General features: G+C 66.5%; 13 protein-coding genes. 8 read left to right on the forward strand and 5 right to left on the reverse strand.

Features of this window, described 5'->3' with window-relative positions; translation table 11 throughout:
* The first annotated feature begins 147 nt into the window (after nt 1-147).
* Complete coding sequence (locus AC3A4M_RS14125) at nt 148-1,332, forward strand: CaiB/BaiF CoA transferase family protein (protein ID WP_498736343.1); 1,185 nt, start codon at nt 148-150, stop codon at nt 1,330-1,332.
* On the opposite strand, the gene AC3A4M_RS14130 is transcribed toward AC3A4M_RS14125, so the two are convergent.
* A complete protein-coding gene (locus AC3A4M_RS14130; RefSeq protein WP_498736344.1) occupies nt 1,329-2,930 on the reverse strand; it encodes a PucR family transcriptional regulator ligand-binding domain-containing protein in 1,602 nt (533 codons plus the stop codon). The genes AC3A4M_RS14125 and AC3A4M_RS14130 overlap by 4 nt on opposite strands.
* Nucleotides 2,931-3,011: 81 nt before the next feature.
* Between AC3A4M_RS14130 and AC3A4M_RS14135 the strand changes: the two genes are divergently transcribed.
* The 5 genes from AC3A4M_RS14135 to AC3A4M_RS14155 all read left to right on the forward strand — a co-directional run bounded on the left by AC3A4M_RS14135 (nt 3,012) and on the right by AC3A4M_RS14155 (nt 8,867).
* Nucleotides 3,012-4,442 (forward strand): aminotransferase class III-fold pyridoxal phosphate-dependent enzyme, encoded by a 1,431-nt coding sequence (locus AC3A4M_RS14135; RefSeq protein WP_498736345.1) that lies wholly within the window; start codon nt 3,012-3,014, stop codon nt 4,440-4,442.
* Nucleotides 4,443-4,489: 47 nt separating this feature from the next.
* Nucleotides 4,490-5,650 carry an acyl-CoA dehydrogenase family protein gene (locus tag AC3A4M_RS14140; RefSeq protein ID WP_498736346.1) on the forward strand — a complete coding sequence of 387 codons (1,161 nt, stop codon included), beginning with the start codon at nt 4,490-4,492 and terminating at the stop codon, nt 5,648-5,650.
* Nucleotides 5,651-5,749: 99 nt separating this feature from the next.
* The gene (locus AC3A4M_RS14145; RefSeq protein ID WP_498736347.1) at nt 5,750-7,219 is read left to right on the forward strand and encodes an aldehyde dehydrogenase family protein; all 1,470 of its coding nucleotides are present in this window, start codon (nt 5,750-5,752) and stop codon (nt 7,217-7,219) included.
* A 7-nt stretch (nt 7,220-7,226) separates the two neighbouring features.
* Nucleotides 7,227-8,099 carry a 3-hydroxyacyl-CoA dehydrogenase family protein gene (locus tag AC3A4M_RS14150; RefSeq protein ID WP_498736348.1) on the forward strand — a complete coding sequence of 291 codons (873 nt, stop codon included), beginning with the start codon at nt 7,227-7,229 and terminating at the stop codon, nt 8,097-8,099.
* Nucleotides 8,100-8,240: 141 nt separating this feature from the next.
* On the forward strand, nt 8,241-8,867 hold the full coding sequence (locus AC3A4M_RS14155) for an HNH endonuclease family protein (protein ID WP_498736349.1): 627 nt from the start codon (nt 8,241-8,243) through the stop codon (nt 8,865-8,867).
* A 26-nt stretch (nt 8,868-8,893) separates the two neighbouring features.
* Here AC3A4M_RS14155 and yczE read toward each other — a convergent pair whose 3' ends face one another.
* A complete protein-coding gene (gene yczE / locus AC3A4M_RS14160) occupies nt 8,894-9,649 on the reverse strand; it encodes a membrane protein YczE (protein ID WP_498736350.1) in 756 nt (251 codons plus the stop codon).
* Between the two features lie 61 nt (nt 9,650-9,710).
* Between yczE and yczR the strand changes: the two genes are divergently transcribed.
* Both yczR and AC3A4M_RS14170 read left to right on the forward strand, forming a co-directional pair.
* Entirely contained in the window at nt 9,711-11,129 is a 1,419-nt protein-coding gene (gene yczR, locus AC3A4M_RS14165) for a MocR-like transcription factor YczR (protein ID WP_498736351.1), read from the forward strand.
* A 144-nt stretch (nt 11,130-11,273) separates the two neighbouring features.
* Nucleotides 11,274-12,509 (forward strand): aminotransferase class I/II-fold pyridoxal phosphate-dependent enzyme, encoded by a 1,236-nt coding sequence (locus tag AC3A4M_RS14170; RefSeq protein WP_498736352.1) that lies wholly within the window; start codon nt 11,274-11,276, stop codon nt 12,507-12,509.
* A gap of 353 nt (nt 12,510-12,862) precedes the next feature.
* Here the strand turns inward: AC3A4M_RS14170 and AC3A4M_RS14175 are convergent, their stop codons facing one another.
* From AC3A4M_RS14175 to AC3A4M_RS14185, 3 genes are all read right to left on the reverse strand, one after another.
* On the reverse strand, nt 12,863-13,960 hold the full coding sequence (locus tag AC3A4M_RS14175) for a hypothetical protein (protein WP_498736353.1): 1,098 nt from the start codon (nt 13,958-13,960) through the stop codon (nt 12,863-12,865).
* A gap of 70 nt (nt 13,961-14,030) precedes the next feature.
* On the reverse strand, nt 14,031-15,470 hold the full coding sequence (locus tag AC3A4M_RS14180; RefSeq protein WP_498736354.1) for an amidase: 1,440 nt from the start codon (nt 15,468-15,470) through the stop codon (nt 14,031-14,033).
* Nucleotides 15,467-16,795, reverse strand: a complete 1,329-nt coding sequence (locus AC3A4M_RS14185; protein ID WP_498736355.1) for a M20 family metallo-hydrolase — start codon at nt 16,793-16,795, stop codon at nt 15,467-15,469. Before AC3A4M_RS14185 ends, AC3A4M_RS14180 begins: the two co-directional genes overlap by 4 nt.
* Nucleotides 16,796-16,852 lie beyond the last annotated feature (57 nt).

The following is a 16,852-nucleotide window of genomic DNA, read 5'->3' on the forward strand; positions in this document are numbered from 1 at the left end:
CAACAGGGGAGCACGTCTCCGTTGTGCAAACCATCTAAGGCCTGGATGGGATATCCGATGCTGGTTCCCGATAGCCCTTCCTACACTGGACACCAGTCCCGTAACCGTCGCGGCTGCGCCGGTTGTTTCCCGTTCGAAAGGGTTTCAATGCCAACCCAGCCCAGTCTCCCGCCGTCATCACCACAACGGCCCTTGGACGGAATACTCGTCGCCGACTTTTCCCGCGTCCTCGCCGGGCCGCTCGCCACGATGACGCTGGCCGATCTCGGAGCCAGGGTCATCAAGGTGGAGCGGCCGGGCACGGGAGACGATACGCGAAGCTGGGGCCCGCCATACTCCCCTACCGGCGCCACCTACTTCGAAAGCGTAAATCGCAACAAGGAATCCGTCTGCCTGGACCTGTCCAGCCCGGAAGACCTGGAGCTGGCGCGGGAACTGGCGCGGCGAGCCGACGTGCTGGTTGAGAACTTCAAGCCCGGCGGTATGGCGAAACTTGGTCTTGGTTACGAGGAACTGGCGGCGGAGAACCCGGGACTGGTCTACGCCTCCATCTCGGGTTTCGGCTCTGCGGGTGGAGCGGACCTGCCCGGGTACGACTTCATCGTCCAGGCATTGGGCGGGCTGATGAGCATCACGGGCGAGGCGGACGGTGCCCCGTATAAGGCCGGCGTCGCGCTGGTGGACGTGCTGACAGCCAAGGACGCGACCATCGGCATTCTTGCAGCGCTCAACGCGCGGCCTGCGTCTGGACGCGGCAGTCATCTGGAGGTGAACTTGCTCTCCAGCCTGCAGGGTGCTCTGGCCAACCAGGCCCAGGCCTACCTGGGCGCCGGCAAGGTACCGAAGCGGATGGGCAACGAGCATCCGTCGATCGTTCCCTACCAGCTTCTTGAATGTGCCGACGGACCTCTCGCAGTGGCTTGCGGCAACGACGGCCAATTCCGGCGGCTCACCGAGGTGATCGAGGTACCGGCGCTGGCCTACGATGCCCGCTTCGCCACCAACAATTCACGTGTGGAGCATCGGACGGAGTTGATCCCTCTGCTCGAAAACGCACTTGCTGCCGCATCCACGGACGTCTGGCGGGACAAGCTGGTCGGCGTGGGTGTACCGGCCGGACCCGTTGCCTCCATCGATGAGGGCATCGAGTACGCCGAGTCCCTGGGATTGAACCCGACGATCGAGGTCCAGGACGCCGCGGGGGAGTCAGTGGGTCGGCAGATCCGGCATCCGATTTCCTGGTCCCCGGCCTTCGAGCCGAGGTCCAGCGCTCCACCTGCTCTGGGCGGGAACACTGAGAGCGTATTGCAGTGGCTTCGCGGGGACGGCTAGAGTCCGCGCCGCCGCAGCGCGAGCCACAAGTGGGCGGCGACGTCCGGATCGTCGATGCTGATCCCCAGCAGTTTCTCCGCCACGGCCACCCGGTGCCGCAGGGAGTTCCGATGCACGTCCAGCGCCCGGGCGGTTTCTTCCCAGTGCCCGCGATGCCGCAGATACGCGGCAACGGTCCCCAGCAGGTCGGCCCGGTTGTAGCCGGCAAGCGTCTCTGCCCAGCGGTCCGCCCGGGCATCGTCGTCGCCTGAGGTTCCCACCAGTCGTCCGGCCGGCGCGAGCAGCGCGGCTCTCCGGACGGCAGCGAATTTTCCGGCGGCCTCGGCTAGCTGCAGCGGCCCGGTCCACGCTGCGCCGGTCTCGGTGGCAGGTTGGACCTGCCGCGAGGACGTCGGCCACGCAGGTTTCCGGGCGGCGCCTGGCTCAGCCGTTGGTGCCGCAGCTTGCGCCCATGCGAGCAACTCGCCGTCGTAAATTTCGTCCTCCTCCCCCGCCACTGCGATCTCCGCGCTCAGCGCGGCTGCGTCGATGAGGAAGTAGGCGATCCCGTCCTCAGCAAATCTCAGTTCACAATCAGTCAGCGACTGCGCCGGCAGGAGGGAGCCGTCCTCGCTTTCCAAGCCCGTAGCCGCATAAGCCGCGGATGCTAGGTCCGGTGAGGCAGGGTCCATCCGGACCGCGAGGACGCGAACACGCTCGGGCAGTGGAGGAAGGCCCACGTCGGTAGCCAGTAGCCGCGCAGCCTCTGTATGCCCGCGGGCTACGAGCTTGGCGGCGGCGGATCCCAGCGCTCCGGCGGTACTGGAAAGTTCTTCCTGCTGCTGTGCCCTCATGGCCAGCAGCACGCAGACGGTCATGATGATGTGCCGGTCCGCCTTGGTTAGCGTGCGTCCCGAGCCGATGGCCAGAAAGCCCTCGATCTTCCGTCCGACCAGGATGGGATATTCGACCACCGGCGTGCCGTGCAGCCAGAACGTTGCTGCGGAGTGCGTTCCCGCCATATTCAACCGTGTGGTCTCCTCGCGCAGGTGGGGCAGCAGTGCCGTGGAGCCAGCCGGCCAAATGGTCGCGGCGCCGCCATCGGCCGGGAGATACGCGGCCCAGCCCCCGAGGGCTTGGGCGAGCCCCTGCACCACGGACGGAATCGCGTCCTGCCGCATCGCCGCCCGTGCCAGTGCCGTTTGCGTTCCGAGGCTGGCGATTAAATCTGCCTGACCGCTCCGGGCGGCCAAGTCCCAGAAGGCGCGCGACACATCCAAAAACGGGACACCGTCGGGAACTACCAGCAGTTCGATCCCGTCAGCGGCGCAAGCCTCCACCAATTGCGGCGGCACTGCATCCAGCCCCTCGCCCAATCCGAGGCCAAGGCCGGCCACGCCCTTGGCAGCCAACCGACCCACGTAGGCGGAAACGGTGGCGGTCGTGCCGCCGAGCGGAATGCCCGTGGTGAGCAGCAGTTCGCCGCCCTCGAGGTAGGCGGTGGGATCCTCGAGTTCGGAAACGTGCACGCCGGTGAGCTGAATACCGGGCACGCTTCCAGGAGTAGCCCGCCGTAGGGAATCACCGAGTTCGGTGCTGAGCTGTGCCAAGGAAACCATGGTCTGATTATCCAACACCGGCGAAAGTTTTGGATGGAGCGTCCAATGACCAATGGCGTGAACGGACATTACCGTTGTCCCATGACTTCCAGCCTCACTCCGCTCCCCCAGTCCCGCCACCTGGCCACTGTCATTCCCGGTCCGCGTTCGCAGGCCCTGCACGCCGAACGCCAAGCCCACGTGACCGACGGCTTCGGCATCGCCCTGCCGGTCTTCATCGACCGCGCCGACGGCGGCATCCTGCAGGACGTGGACGGCAACCGGCTGATCGATTTCGCCTCCGGCATCGCCGTGACCAGCATCGGCGCCAGCAACCCGCGGGTCCGCGAGCGGGTGGCCGCGCAGCTGGAGCGCTTTACGCACACCTGCTTCATGGTCACCGAGTACGAGTCCTTCACCCAGGTGGCCAAGTGGCTCAACGAGCACACTCCCGGCGACTTCGAGAAGCGCACCGCCCTCTTCTCCACCGGCGCCGAGGCGGTGGAAAACGCGGTCAAGATCGCCCGCTCCGCCACCGGCCGCAGCAAGGTGCTGGTCTTCGACGAGGCCTACCACGGCCGCTCGCTGATGACCATGGCGATGACCGCCAAGGAGAACCCCTACCGGCTCAACTTCGGCCCGTTCCCCACCGAGGTGGTCCGCGCCGCTTCGGCCAACCCGCTCCGCCCCGCCGCGTCTACAACCGCAACAACCAACGACGACGGCGTTCCCGCCTCGGGCGCGGACGTCGCCGCCCCGGCACTCGCCTCCGTCGAAGCAACGCTGGCCGAGCACGGTGCGGAGAGCTTCGCTGCCATGGTCATCGAGCCCATCCAGGGCGAGGGCGGCTTCATTGTCCCCGCCCCCGGCTTCCTGAAAGGCCTGCGCGAGATCGCCACCCGGCATGGCATCGTGCTGGTGATCGACGAGATCCAGGCCGGCATGGGCCGCACCGGCACCCTGTTCGCCAGCGAGCACGAAGGCATCGCCGGCGACATGACGCTCAGCGCCAAGGCCCTGGCCGACGGCGTCCCGCTCAGCGCTGTCACCGGCCGCGCGGACCTGATGAACGCGGTCCACGCCGGCGGCCTCGGTGGCACCTACGCCGGCAACCCGCTGGCCTGCGAAGCGGCGCTGGCCGTTTTCGAGGCGTTCGAGGACGGCACGCTGCTGGCCAATGCCCGCACCATCGAAGCCACCGCCCGCGAAGTCCTCGAACCGCTGATCGCGGAGACCGACGTGGTCGCCGAGTTCCGTGGCCGTGGCGCCATGCTGGCCCTCGAGTTCGCCGACCGCGGCACGCTGGAACCCCGGGCCGACCTGGCCAAGGAGATCTCCGCCCGCTGCCACGCCCAAGGCGTGCTGACCCTGACCTGCGGCACCTACGGCAACGTCATCCGGCTGCTGCCGCCCCTGGTCATCGGCGACGAGTTGTTCCGCGACGGACTGGCGGTCCTGCGCCAGTCGATCGTCGACGTCGCTGCCGGCCGCGACGCAACCACCGCCGAAGCCGTCGCCCCGGCACTCGCCTGACCCCCCGCCGTCGTACGTCCCTAGACTCTGAACAAAAAAGGAAAACCATGTCCCAGGATCATGACCTGATTGCCCTCGACTCCCTGCTGACCGAGGAGGAGCGGCTGCTGCAGAAGAACGTGCGCTCCTTCGTGGATTCGGCGATCAAGCCCAACATTGCCGGCTGGTACGAAAAGGCCGTCTTCCCGCTGGAAATCGTGCCGGAAATGGCCAAGCTCGGCCTGCTCGGCATGCATCTGAAGGGCTACGGCTGCGCCGGGCGCTCCGCGGTGGAATACGGCATCGCCGGCGCCGAACTCGAAGCCGGCGATTCCGGCCTGCGCACCTTCGTCTCCGTGCAGGGTTCGCTGGCGATGAGCGCCATCTACAAGCACGGCTCCGAAGCGCAGAAGCAGGAATGGCTGCCGCAGATGGCCGCCGGCGAAGCCATCGGCTGCTTCGGCCTCACCGAACCCACCGCCGGTTCGGACCCCTCCAGCATGAAGACCTTCGCCCGCCGCGATGGCGAAGACTGGATCCTCAACGGCTCCAAGCGCTGGATCGGCCTCGCCTCCGTGGCCAAGGTCGCCATCATCTGGGCGCAGACCGACGACGGCGTCCGCGGCTTCGTGGTCCCCACCGAAACCGCCGGGTTCAAGGCCACCCCGATCGAACCCAAGCTCTCCATGCGCGCCTCCATCCAGTGCGACATCGAACTGACCGACGTCCGACTCCCCGCCGACGCCGTCCTGCCGGACGCGAAGGGGCTGCGCGGCCCGTTCGAGTGCCTGAACGAGGCCCGCTACGGCATCATCTGGGGCGCCATGGGCGCGGCCCGCGACGCCTGGCAGGCCGCCGTGGACTACTCGAAGGAACGCCTGCAGTTCGACAAACCGCTGGCCGGCTACCAGCTCACCCAGGAAAAGCTGGTCAACATGGCGCTGGAGATCAACAAGGGCTTCCTGCTCGCCCTGCACCTGGGCCGGCTCAAGGACGCCGGGCAGCTGCAGCCGCACCAGATCTCCGTGGGCAAGCTCAACAACTGCCGCGAAGCCATCGAGATCGCCCGCGAATGCCGCTCCATCCTCGGCGGCAACGGCATCACCCTGGACTACTCGCCGCTGCGCCACGCCAACAACCTCGAATCCGTGCGCACCTATGAAGGCACCGACGAGGTCCACACCCTTATCCTGGGCCAGAAGGTCACCGGCCTCCCCGCCTTCCGGTAACCGCATGCTGAAGGTTGCCCGGGCTCCACGGGCCGGGCAGCCTTCAGCTTCTGGCAGCAGCCTCCATCCTTTTTCCCTCCGCTACTTCAAGGAGCGCGCATGACCTTCCCGGTACAGCTTCAGCACTACATCGACGGCGCCTGGGCGCCCGGCACCGGCTCCCCCATCACCAGCTACAACCCGGCGCGCCCGGACGAAGTCGTCGCGCAGGGACTGCAGGCCGGACCGGCCGAGGTGGAGCAGGCCATGACCGCCGCCGTGGCAGCCAAGCGCGAGTGGGCGCGCACCCCGGCACACGAGCGCGGCGCCGTGCTGCTCCGCGCCGCCGTCGTTATTGAGCAGAACGCGGAAGCCTGGGGACTGGAACTGGCCCGCGAGGAGGGCAAAACGCGGGCCGAGGGCCAAGGCGAGGTGCTGCGGGCGGCGCAGATCTTCCGTTACTACGGGAACGACGGCGACCGGACCGCAGGCGAGATCTTCTCCTCCCCGCGGCGCGGCGAAAAGATCCTCATCACACGCAAGCCGCTCGGCGTGGTCGGCGTGGTCACCCCGTTCAACTTCCCCATCGCCATCCCGGCGTGGAAGATCGCCCCGGCCCTGGCCTACGGCAACACCGTGGTCTGGAAGCCGGCGAGCACCGTGCCGCTGCTGGCGCTGCGGCTGGCCCAGGCGCTGGATTCCGCGGGGCTGCCGGCCGGCGTGCTGAACCTGCTGATCGGACCGGGTTCGATGGGCAACTCCATCGTGGAGCATCCGGCGCTGGACGGGCTGACCTTCACCGGCTCCACCGGCGTGGGCCGCCGTTTGGCCGCCGAGGCAGCGGGACGCGGCGTTCCGGTGCAGGCCGAGATGGGCGGCAAGAACGCCGCCGTCGTCCTCGCCGACGCGGACCTGGAACTAGCCGCCGAACAGGTCATGCTCGGCGCGTTCCGCTCTACCGGGCAGAAGTGCACCGCCACCTCGCGGCTCATCGTGGCCGAGGCCGTCGCCGACGAATTCCTCGCCACCCTGGCCGAGCGCGCCAACGCGCTGGCGGTCGGCGACCCGGCCGACCCCGCCGTGCAGATGGGCCCGGTGGTCAACGACGGCGCCCGCAAGTCCATCAGCGACGGCATCGACACCGCGCTCTCCCAGGGCGCGCGGCTGATCGCCGGCGGCCACAAGTACGACGACGGCGACCTCGCCTCCGGTTACTTCGTCCCGCCGACCATCCTGGAACTCCCCGCGGATCGAGAGCTCGACGTCTGGCGCGAGGAGCTCTTCGGGCCCGTGCTGGCCGTGCGCCGGGCCGCCACCGTGGAGCAGGCGTTCGAGCTCGCCAACGACAGCGAGTTCGGGCTCTCCACCGCCCTGTTCACCCAGGACGTCACCCGTGCACTGGACGCGATCGACGATCTGGACGTCGGCATCCTGCACGTGAACTCCGAATCCGCCGGCGCCGACCCCCACGTGCCCTTCGGCGGCGCAAAGAAGTCAGGTTACGGCCCCAAGGAACAGGGCGCCGCTGCCAAGGAATTCTTCACCCACACCACCACCGTCTACCTGCGCGGCGGAACGGCCGGAGTCTAAGGAACGTATGAACCCCTCGATTGAGAACATCAAGCACATTCTGGTCATCGGCTCCGGCGCCATGGGCTCGCAGATCGGCCTGGTCGCCGCCCTCGCCGGCTACCGCGTCACCGTCCAGGACATCGCCGAAGACATGCTCGCCCGGGCCAAGGAACAGCTGACCTCCCGGATGCAGGCCAACGTGGCCAAAGGCCGCGCCAGCCAGGCGGACGCCGACGCCGCCCTCGGCCGGCTCTCCTTCAGCACCGACCTCGCCGCCGCGGCCGCGGATGCCGACTTCGTCATCGAGGCCGCCACCGAACGGCTCGAGCTCAAGCAGCACATCTTCACCCAGCTCGGCGAACTCACGCCCGCCCACGCCATCCTCGCCACCAACTCCTCCACCCTCGGCTCTTCGAAAGTATCCGAAGCCAGCGGCCGGCCCGATCAGGTCTGCAACATGCACTTCTTCAACCCCGCGCTCGTGATGAAATGTGTGGAAGTCGTGCGCAATGAGGCAACCTCGCAAGCCACCGTGGACACCACCCTCGAACTCGCCCGGCGCTTCGGTAAGCAGCCCGTCCTGATCAACCGCGAGATCCCCGGCTTCGTCGCCAACCGGCTCATGGGCGCCCTCCAAAAGGAAGCCCTCTCCCTCCACGCTGCCGGCATCGCCACCCTCGAAGACATCGACACCACCGCCAAGACCGCGCTCGGACACCCCATGGGGCCCTTCGAACTCATGGACATGGTGGGCCTGGACGTCATCGACTTCATTGCCCAGGCAACCTACGCCGAAACTAACGACGACGCCGACCGCCCCGACCCCGCCATCACGAACCTCGTCGAACAAGGCCGCCTCGGCCGCAAGTCCGGCCGCGGCTGGTACGACTACAGTTGAGGACCGGAACCCGCGGATTGGTCCTCGGCCGGGCATATCGCAATCTGTCTCTGGCGTGTATCGTATAACCGCACGCATCACGTGCGTTGGGGTTATCAAGTTTGGGGACTTGTTATGTTGGGGAAATTTCTTGCTGCCATTATGGCAGCCCTTCTTCTGGTTGCAGGACTCGCCGTTCCGGCCGAGGCAGCCACCGTCTATAAGGCATCACTGCGGTCGGCGGCACGTTCGCTGCCGGTGGCCGTGGAGCGGAACACCGGCTACGACCGGGACCGCTACTTCGGCTCCTGGAAGGACACGAACCGGGACTGCCAAAACACCAGGGCCGAGGTCTTGATCCAGGAGTCCAAGGTCCGGACAAAGTACACCACGTCCAAGGGGTGCACGGTCAGCACCGGCAAATGGGTAACCAATTGGGACAACCGCACGCACTACTCGGCATCGGCGGTGCAGATCGACCACCTCGTCCCGGTGCATGAAGCTTGGGGTTCCGGTGCGCGCTACTGGCCCCAGTCCCGCCGCGTCGCCTTCTACAATGACCTCGGCGACGGCCGGGCACTCAGCGCCCAGACGTCCGCTCTGAACTCGGCCAAACAAGCCAAGGGTCCGGAGGCGTGGATGCCGCCGAAGAACCGCTGCAAGTACGTAGCGGACTGGGTTGCGATGAAGGTCCGCTGGGGGCTCAAGGTGGACAGCACCGAGAAGAAGGCCCTGATCAAGTACGCCGATTCCTGCGCCGCGACAACCATCACCGTCGCCAAATTTTAGTCCGGAGCCTCGAACCGGCAGCGAGGCTACTGCTTCGCTGCCGGCTCAAGGGCGGGGTATTCCAGCTGCACAATGGACCAGCGCATGAAGAACTGCGTGAACGGTCCAATCAGCAGCGCGTAGGCCAGGGTTCCGAAACCAACGATGCCGCCGAGCAGCCAACCGGCGCCTAGAACGGTTAACTCGATGCCGGTACGGACCAACCGCAGACTGAGTCCGGTGCGCTGGTGTAATCCAGTCATGAGTCCGTCGCGCGGTCCGGGACCGAACTGGCTGCCGATGTAGAGCGCTCCTGCCAGCCCGTTGAACACCAGCGCCACTGCGAACAGGCCCCACTGGCTGGCGGGATGATCTGCTGCGGGAATGAAATGCAACCCGACATCCGTGGCGACACCGATCCAGACGACGTTGGCGACGGTACCGAGACCCGGCCATTGCTTCAGCGGGATCCAGAGCAGCAGGACCAGGAAGCCCACGATAATGACCACGGTGCCGAGGCTGAGGTTGATCCGCTCGGCGATGCCATAGTGGAACACATCCCAGGGATCAAGCCCGACACCGGCGCGGACAAACGCTGCCATCGCCAGCCCGTACAGGCTCAGGCCGATGAACAGCTGCACCAAGCGGCGCGGCAGACGCCCCGCCTTGAGCTGCTCAAGCGGACTGAGATTGCTGAGCTCGATGCTGCCGCCCCTGAAGCGGCGCTTAGCTGCTGCGGCCGCCGTCGTCGTTGGCTGGGTATTGAGATCAGTGGTGGTGTCGGGGTTTGCTTTCGTGCTCATGGCATCAATACTCCCGCAAAGTGGCCTTCAAAAAAATAGCCAATTGCGAGAGAATGGCCACATGGATGTACAGAACCGGCGGGTCTCCGCCACGCGGCTGCACTCGATGATCGGCCCGCTGGCGGAGGAAGGACCTGCGTACGCCTCGTTGGCCCGCGGCATCCGCCGGCTGGTGGCCAATGGGCGGATGCTCCATGGAACCGTCCTGCCGAGCGAGCGCGAGCTGGTCACGGAGCTGGGCCTGAGCCGCACCACGGTTTCGCGGGCCTATTCAGAACTGCGGGACCGCGGCTTCGCTACCGCACGCCAGGGTTCCGGCACCGTCATTACTGTTCCCGGCGGTCCGGCACCGGGCGGCCAGGAACCGATGCCTGACGGCGGGGTCGAGCTGGAAGCCGCCGGCCGCAACGCGGTGGATCTGACCTGCGCGGCGCCGTCCGCTCCTGTCGGCATGGTGGAGCACTACGAAGCTGCCATGGCTCAGCTGCCTGCCTACATTTCCGGGATGGGATACTTCCCGCTGGGTTTGCCCGAGCTGCGCAGCGAGATTGCCCAGATGTACCGGCGGCGCGGACTGGGCACCTCACCGGAACAGATTGTCGTTACCAACGGCGCTCTGGCCGGGTTCGCAGCCGTGATCCGCGCGGTACTGCCTCCCGGCTCCCGAGTGCTGGCGGAAAGTCCCAGCTATCCCAACACCATCGCATCGCTGCGGCACCACGGGGCGCGGGTGTCCGCTGTGCCCATCGGCCCGGACGGAACCGATCTGGAGGCGGTGGGCCAGGCGCTGCGGCGGGTTCAACCGGCGGCGATGCTCTGCCTGCCCGATTTCCATAACCCCACCGGAACCTTGCTAAACAACGAAGGCCGCGAACGCTGGGCACGGCAGCTGGACGCAGCCAAGACCGTAGGCATCGTCGATGAGACCGCCGTCGATCTCTGGTGGGACACCGCTCCCGACGTCGAACCGATGGCGGTTTACTCGGATCGCATCGTCTCCATCGGCAGCGCCAGCAAATCGCATTGGGGAGGGCTGCGGCTGGGCTGGATCCGCTGCCCCAGGTCATTGCAGGGCGCAGTTACCAGCATGCGCACGTCACTGGATCTCGGCGCTCCGGTGCTCGAACAGCTGGTCCTCACGCGCATGCTGCAGATCGGGAACGGATTGCCCCAGGAATCCCGCACGCGTATCCGCGCGGAGCGGGACTGGCTTCACGCAACGCTCAGCGAACAGCTGCCCGGCTGGAAGGCGAATCTGCCGGCCGGTGGGCTCTCGCTGTGGTGGAACCTGCCCGCGCCCCGATCGACAGCCTTGGCCGAGGCCGCGGCTCGGCGCGGAGTCCTGCTGGCTCCCGGTTCCGTGTTCGCCGTCGAAGATCATGGACTGGAGCACTGGATCCGCACCCCGTTTGCGCTTCCGCACGAGGAACTCCAACGGGCCGTTCCCGGCATCGTAGCCGCGTGGCATGAGGTGGCCTGACCCGGAAGTTCTCCGGGCTATGGGAATGCGTTGTCTGTAGGGATGCTCCGGAGGAACATATAACGTACCGCCGCCGCTGGGGGCTCCGGCACGGGAAGTCATCAGTCCGCCGACCTGATCGGCACGGCCTCGAAGGACCATCCCATGACCACCACACAATCCGGCGTAGAAGCTTCCGGGGCACAGGGAACTGCAGCTTCGCAGCGGGCAGCGGCCATTGCGGCCATCCCGTCGTACCAACTGATCAACACGTTCCTGAACAACTCGCTCTATGCGCGCCGCAAGTTCGAGCCGACCGCCTGCGATTTCGGCTTCGGCAATCCCCACCAGATGCCCCAGGACGAGTACGTGACTGCGCTGCGGGATGTGCTGACACCGCGGAACAACGAGTGGTTTGCGTACAAGACCAACCTGCCTGAGGCGCAGGATGCTGCGGCGGCTTCGCTGCAGCGGCTCCTCGATGTGCCCTTCGAACCGGAGCACATCTATCTCTCCACCGGAGGCTTCACTGCCATTGCGTTGGCGTTGAAAGCCGTGACCGATCCCGGTGACGAGGTCATCTATAGCCTGCCGCCGTGGTTCTGCTACGAGCCGATCCTCGTGGAGTCCGGACTGACACCGGTGAAAGTCAAGATCAACACCGAAACCTACGACCTCGACCTGGACGCGATCGGTGCAGCCATCACGCCGCGAACTCGGGTGGTGATCGTCAACTCCCCCAACAATCCCACCGGTCGTATTTACCCGCCGGAGCTCCTGGTGAAATTGGCTGCCCTCCTGGAAGAGGCTTCAGCCCGGAATTCCCGCCGTATCTACCTTGTCTCCGACGAGGCCTACAACCGCATTGTCTACGACGGCCTGCGCTTTCACAGCCCGGCGGAGTTCTACCCGTTCACGCTGTTGGCCTATTCGTATGGCAAGACCCACCTCGCGCCTGGCGAGCGGATCGGCTACCTCGCTCTTCCGCCCACGATGCCCGACCGCGACCAGCTCCAGACTGTCATCCAGGCACTGCAACTGGCCACGGGCTGGGTCTATCCCAACGCCACCCTGCAGTATGCGCTGCCGCAGCTGGAAACGTTCTCCATCGACGTCGGCCGGTTGCAGCGCAAACGCGATGTCATGGTGGATGCCTTGGCGGGGATGGGGTACAAGGCGAAGAGGTCGGAAGGGTCCTTTTACCTCTACATGCAATCCCCTGTGCCCGACGATCTGGCTTTCACCGAGAGACTGGCAGCCAAGGATGTATTCGTCTTTCCGGGCATCATGTTCGAGACACCGGGCTTCTTCCGTATATCCCTGACGGCCAACGAAGACATGATCGAACGCAGCCTGCCGATCTTCCGCACAGCTATCGAGGAGGCGGGGTCCAGCGGGTAACAGCACCGCATTCCACGCGGTATGCACGGAATGCGGTGCTGGTCTGTGTTCACCAATCCCAAGCTTTAGTCATCTGAATTCACCCTTTCGCAGGGTCCAGGGAGACCGCGGACGATATCCCACTAGATGTTTATGGGTCCGCTTCAAGACGCGGATAACAATCGATTGCCTCGCAAGCACTTCAGGCAGATGGCCGGTACGGCTGGATACCAGAGGTGGTGTGGCACGACGTAGTGCCGCCATGGGGAGGAATGGTTAGCTGCGCAGACCGGTCGGGGCGACTACATAGATGCGGCGCGAGGGATCGCGCTGCAGAAACCGGCCGCCGGAAGCCCGGCGCAGCAGGAAGAAGATCAGTCAGGCGTCGAGCCGGGATCAAACACCGGCGACGCAGGCAGAGCTATAGATTCGGCCCTGTGGGCCAGGCCAGCGGCGACCCGCTGGTATTGCCCGCCCGTAAGGTAAGCATCCGCCGAACCGTGGCCAGGAGATCCACTTCCGCCACCTGACGAACCACCGCCCGTGACCGGGAACGCAGAGACAGGAATTGGCCCTGCCGTTGGGGAAGGAACTTCAGCCGATCGTCTGATGCCGGCAGCAGCATCGGGTGCCGGGAGCTGCACAATGTCCATGCTGGGAGGCTGAGCTTCCAGATCGACGGCCTCCACAACCCCAACGGATCCCACTATTCCATCCGATGGGAAAGAAGCCTGTTGGCTTGCCCGGTCGGGCACTGCTTGGACTCCAGCCGAGCCGGAGGCTTTCTTCGGGCCCAACGCGAATACGCCCGATGCCGTCTCAGCAACCTGAGAGGCAGGTTCTGCCTGGGTAGGCCCCGGTTCGGCGGCCGGCTCGGCCGGTGCCTGTGCTTCGGGTGCAGGTTCAGAGTCCGCGACCGGAACAGCAGGAGGCTCGGGCAGAATCGGGACAGCGAGACGGAGTTCGTCGGTCACCGGTTCGAGCACCTGTTCAACAGGGGCGGTGACGACCTCGATGGGAGCGGCAACCACTTCCACGGCGGGAACCACCGTTTGGACTACTTCCGCTGCCGGGACCGCCGTTTGGACGACTTCCGTTGCCGGTACGACCGCTTGGACTATTTCCATCGGCGGAGCCTCGACAATAGGTCCGGCGTCGACAACGACAGCCTCGATTTCCTGAACGACACCAAGATCGACCGGAGCCGGCGGGGCCGCAGGCGCCGGGGTCCCGGACAGATCAGGAGTGGCCTGGCCAACCACTGCATCAACGGCTGCAGCTGCGGAGTCGGTCAATTCCGCGGCCCGGGTCTCCACTATTTGAGCCGTCGCTTCGAGCGACGGTAGAACCGCGGATTCGTCGGAGGCAGCCGCCGTCGTTGCTGAAAAGAACGTCCATCCAAGCGCGCCGAGGCCGGCGGCGACGAAAACACGGGCAGAGACAGCAATTGGCTTCGCTAGGCGCTTTCCCACGAGCTGTCCCCTCCCCCGCATGGAACGTGTAATCAATGTAAGCATGCTTCAGATGTGATGTAAACGACTTTTACAGCGGCGGCAGCTTTCCGGCCCAGGGCCGGGCCTGCTCCACGGCGGCGCCGATGCGGAAGACCGTGAGGTCGTCATAGGGGTGGCCGACGATCTGCACGCCGGTGGGCACACCGATGTCGGACAGTCCGCTGGGGACGGCGAGCACGGGGCAGCGGTTGTTGATGTTGAACGGTGCGGTCATGTGCGCCTGCCAGTAGTGGTCCAGGTGCACTCCCCCGACGTCGATCCCGTCGAGGTAGTTCTCGTCGGCCTTCAGCGCCGAGACCGCGGACGCGGGACAGATCAGCGCATCGAACCCGGCCATGGCGCTGGCGAGCTGCGCCTGGATACGCGTCTCCGCCTTCAGTCCGTCGACGAGGCTGTTGCGCGTAGCGGCGACACGGGCATCGGCCATGAAGCGGCGGGTGTAGGCGGCGAGCCGATCCTCGCTGCCGGCGGTCGCTTCCTCCATCGCAGCACCGAGGAGGTGGCCGAAATGCGTGAAGATGGTTTCGCTGATCTCCCGGCTGGACCAAGACAGTTCGATTTCGACGACGACGGCGCCGGCTGCTTCCAGCGCAGCGGCGACGGCGCGCGTGTTGGCTTCCACGTCGGCCATGACCGGATAGTCGCCAAGCCGGATGCACAGGGCGACGCGCATCCCGTTGACCGGGCCGAACTCCAGCGGCAACGGTTCGGCCGGGCCCACCGAGGTGTGGTCGATCGGGTGCGGGCCCGCCATGACGTTGGTCAGCAGTGCGGTGTCCGCGACGGTGCGCGCCATCGGCCCGTCGCCGCGGTACCAGTCCGCGGAGAGCGGCGGCATCCCGGGGATCCGGCCGTACGGTGCCTTATAGCCGACGTTACCGGTGAAGGACGCGGGCAGCCGGGTGGAGCCGGCGATGTCGGACGCCGTGGCGAGCGTAGCCATGCCGGCGGCGAGCGCGGCGCCGGCCCCGCCAGAGGAGCCGCCGGGTGAGTACTCCGGGTTCCAGGGGTTCCGGGTGATGCCCCACATCGGGCTGTGCGTGATGGTCGCACAGCTGAACTCGGGCGACGTGGTCCGGGCATGGATGATTCCGCCCGCGGCCTTGATCCGCTCGACTACCGGATGGTCGGCAGCGGCAACATCGTCAGCGCAGGACAGCAGGCCCTGACTCAGGCTGCGTCCGGCGATGGCGTGCTTCTCTTTGGTCGCCACGGGCAGGCCGAGCAAAGCCGAACCGGCGGCGGAACCCGAGGCCCCGCCGTCGTAATCCCCGCGTTGGTACCGCTGCTCGGCGTCTCGGGCGGCGGCGAGGGCGTCGTCGAACATGGTCTCGGTGAAGGCGTTGACGGTCCCGTTGGTTTCCGCCGTGCGCTCGACGACGGACTCCAGCAGCTCCACCGGGGAGAGCTCGCGGGAACGGAACAGGCGGAGCGCCTCGACCGCGCTCAGGTAATGCGGCTTGCTCATGAGTTGGCTCCTGCGGTGGCGACGGCGCCGGAGGAAGCGTCAACGACGGCGGCAGATGAAGCGTCGACTTCGGCCGGAACTGAGCCCTCGTCCGCCAGCAGCGCGCCGTTGACCAGCTCCAGCGCAACCTCGGTCAGCGCGTCGAGGCCGGCCAGCATGTCCGCGTCCGTGGTGAACTCCCGCTCGCAGTGCGAGACGCCGTCCACGGATGGGATGAACATCATCACCGAGGGGACAATCCGGTTCATCGCCACCGAATCGTGGCCGGCCATGGTCTGGATCCGGCGCACGCCCAGACCCAGGTTGGCCGCCATCTTCTCGGTCAACTCCACGCCGGATTCCGGGTAGTACTGGTTGGCACGGATGTCGAAGTCCTTCACATTGATCCGGATGTCGTGCTCCTCGGCGAGCGCGGCGATGTCCGTCAGCAGGCTGTCCCTCGCCGACTTCACGATCTCGGGGCTGTTGGAGCGCAGGTCCGCCACCAGGTGCACGCGGCGCGCCACCACAATGGGCGAGTTCGGTTCCAGCGTCAGCTGCCCCACCGAGGAGACCAGCGCCTCCTCCTCGAAGTTGCCGGTGACATCGTGGACCATCAGGACTATCTTGGACGCGGCCACCAGCGCGTCGTGCCGGTCCGCCATCGCGGTGGCGCCGGTGTGGGACTGCTCGCCGAGCACCTCGATGTCCAGCTTCTGCGTGTACCAACTGGAGTCCACCGCGCCAATGGTCAGGCCCTCGCGCTCCAGGATGCGGCCCTGCTCGATGTGGATCTCCGCGTAGCTCGCCGGCTCCGGCGCCTCGTCCGTGCCGAGGTACCCGATCCCGGCGAGTGCCTCGCGCACCGAAACGCCCTGCAGGTCCCGGACGTCCAGCATCTGCTGGCGGTCCATGATTCCGGCGTAGACCGAGCTGCCCATGATCGACGGCGCAAACCGCCCGCCCTCCTCGTTGAACCAGTTGACCACCGCCAGGTTGAACGGCGGCAGCTCCCCGCCGGCACGCACCTTCGCCTCGATCCGGGCGGCAGCATGCAGCCCGGCGAGCACGCCGTACGCGCCGTCGAAGCGCCCGCCCAGCGGCTGGCTGTCCAGGTGCGAGCCGATCAGCACAAACTTCGCCCCGGGCCGGAACTCCAGCAGCGCGAACATGTTGCCGATGCCGTCCACCCGCACCTCCCAGCCGTGCTCGGCCGCGAACCCGGCGAACCAGTCGCGGGTCTGCCGGTCCTCCTCAGTGCCGGCTTGGCGGTGCACCCCGTTGTTCGGCGTCGCGCCGATGGTGGCCATGTGGTGGAAGTCCTTGAGGAAGGCGTCGGCTGTCATGGTGGAACTCCTGGAAGGCTGAGCGGCCGGCCGCGCAGGCCGGCGAAGGCGATAAAA

Source organism: Arthrobacter sp. Soil_C_60 (genome assembly GCF_057656375.1).

Coding starts and splice junctions, on each gene's coding strand:
- AC3A4M_RS14125 (WP_498736343.1), top strand. CDS start 148: ATGCCAACCCAGCCCAGTCTCCCGCCGTCATCACCACAACGGCCCTTG.
- AC3A4M_RS14135 (WP_498736345.1), top strand. CDS start 3,012: ATGACTTCCAGCCTCACTCCGCTCCCCCAGTCCCGCCACCTGGCCACT.
- yczE (WP_498736350.1), bottom strand. CDS start 9,649: ATGAGCACGAAAGCAAACCCCGACACCACCACTGATCTCAATACCCAG.
- AC3A4M_RS14150 (WP_498736348.1), top strand. CDS start 7,227: ATGAACCCCTCGATTGAGAACATCAAGCACATTCTGGTCATCGGCTCC.
- AC3A4M_RS14170 (WP_498736352.1), top strand. CDS start 11,274: ATGACCACCACACAATCCGGCGTAGAAGCTTCCGGGGCACAGGGAACT.
- yczR (WP_498736351.1), top strand. CDS start 9,711: ATGGATGTACAGAACCGGCGGGTCTCCGCCACGCGGCTGCACTCGATG.
- AC3A4M_RS14180 (WP_498736354.1), bottom strand. CDS start 15,470: ATGAGCAAGCCGCATTACCTGAGCGCGGTCGAGGCGCTCCGCCTGTTC.
- AC3A4M_RS14155 (WP_498736349.1), top strand. CDS start 8,241: ATGGCAGCCCTTCTTCTGGTTGCAGGACTCGCCGTTCCGGCCGAGGCA.
- AC3A4M_RS14185 (WP_498736355.1), bottom strand. CDS start 16,795: ATGACAGCCGACGCCTTCCTCAAGGACTTCCACCACATGGCCACCATC.
- AC3A4M_RS14140 (WP_498736346.1), top strand. CDS start 4,490: ATGTCCCAGGATCATGACCTGATTGCCCTCGACTCCCTGCTGACCGAG.
- AC3A4M_RS14145 (WP_498736347.1), top strand. CDS start 5,750: ATGACCTTCCCGGTACAGCTTCAGCACTACATCGACGGCGCCTGGGCG.
- AC3A4M_RS14130 (WP_498736344.1), bottom strand. CDS start 2,930: ATGGTTTCCTTGGCACAGCTCAGCACCGAACTCGGTGATTCCCTACGG.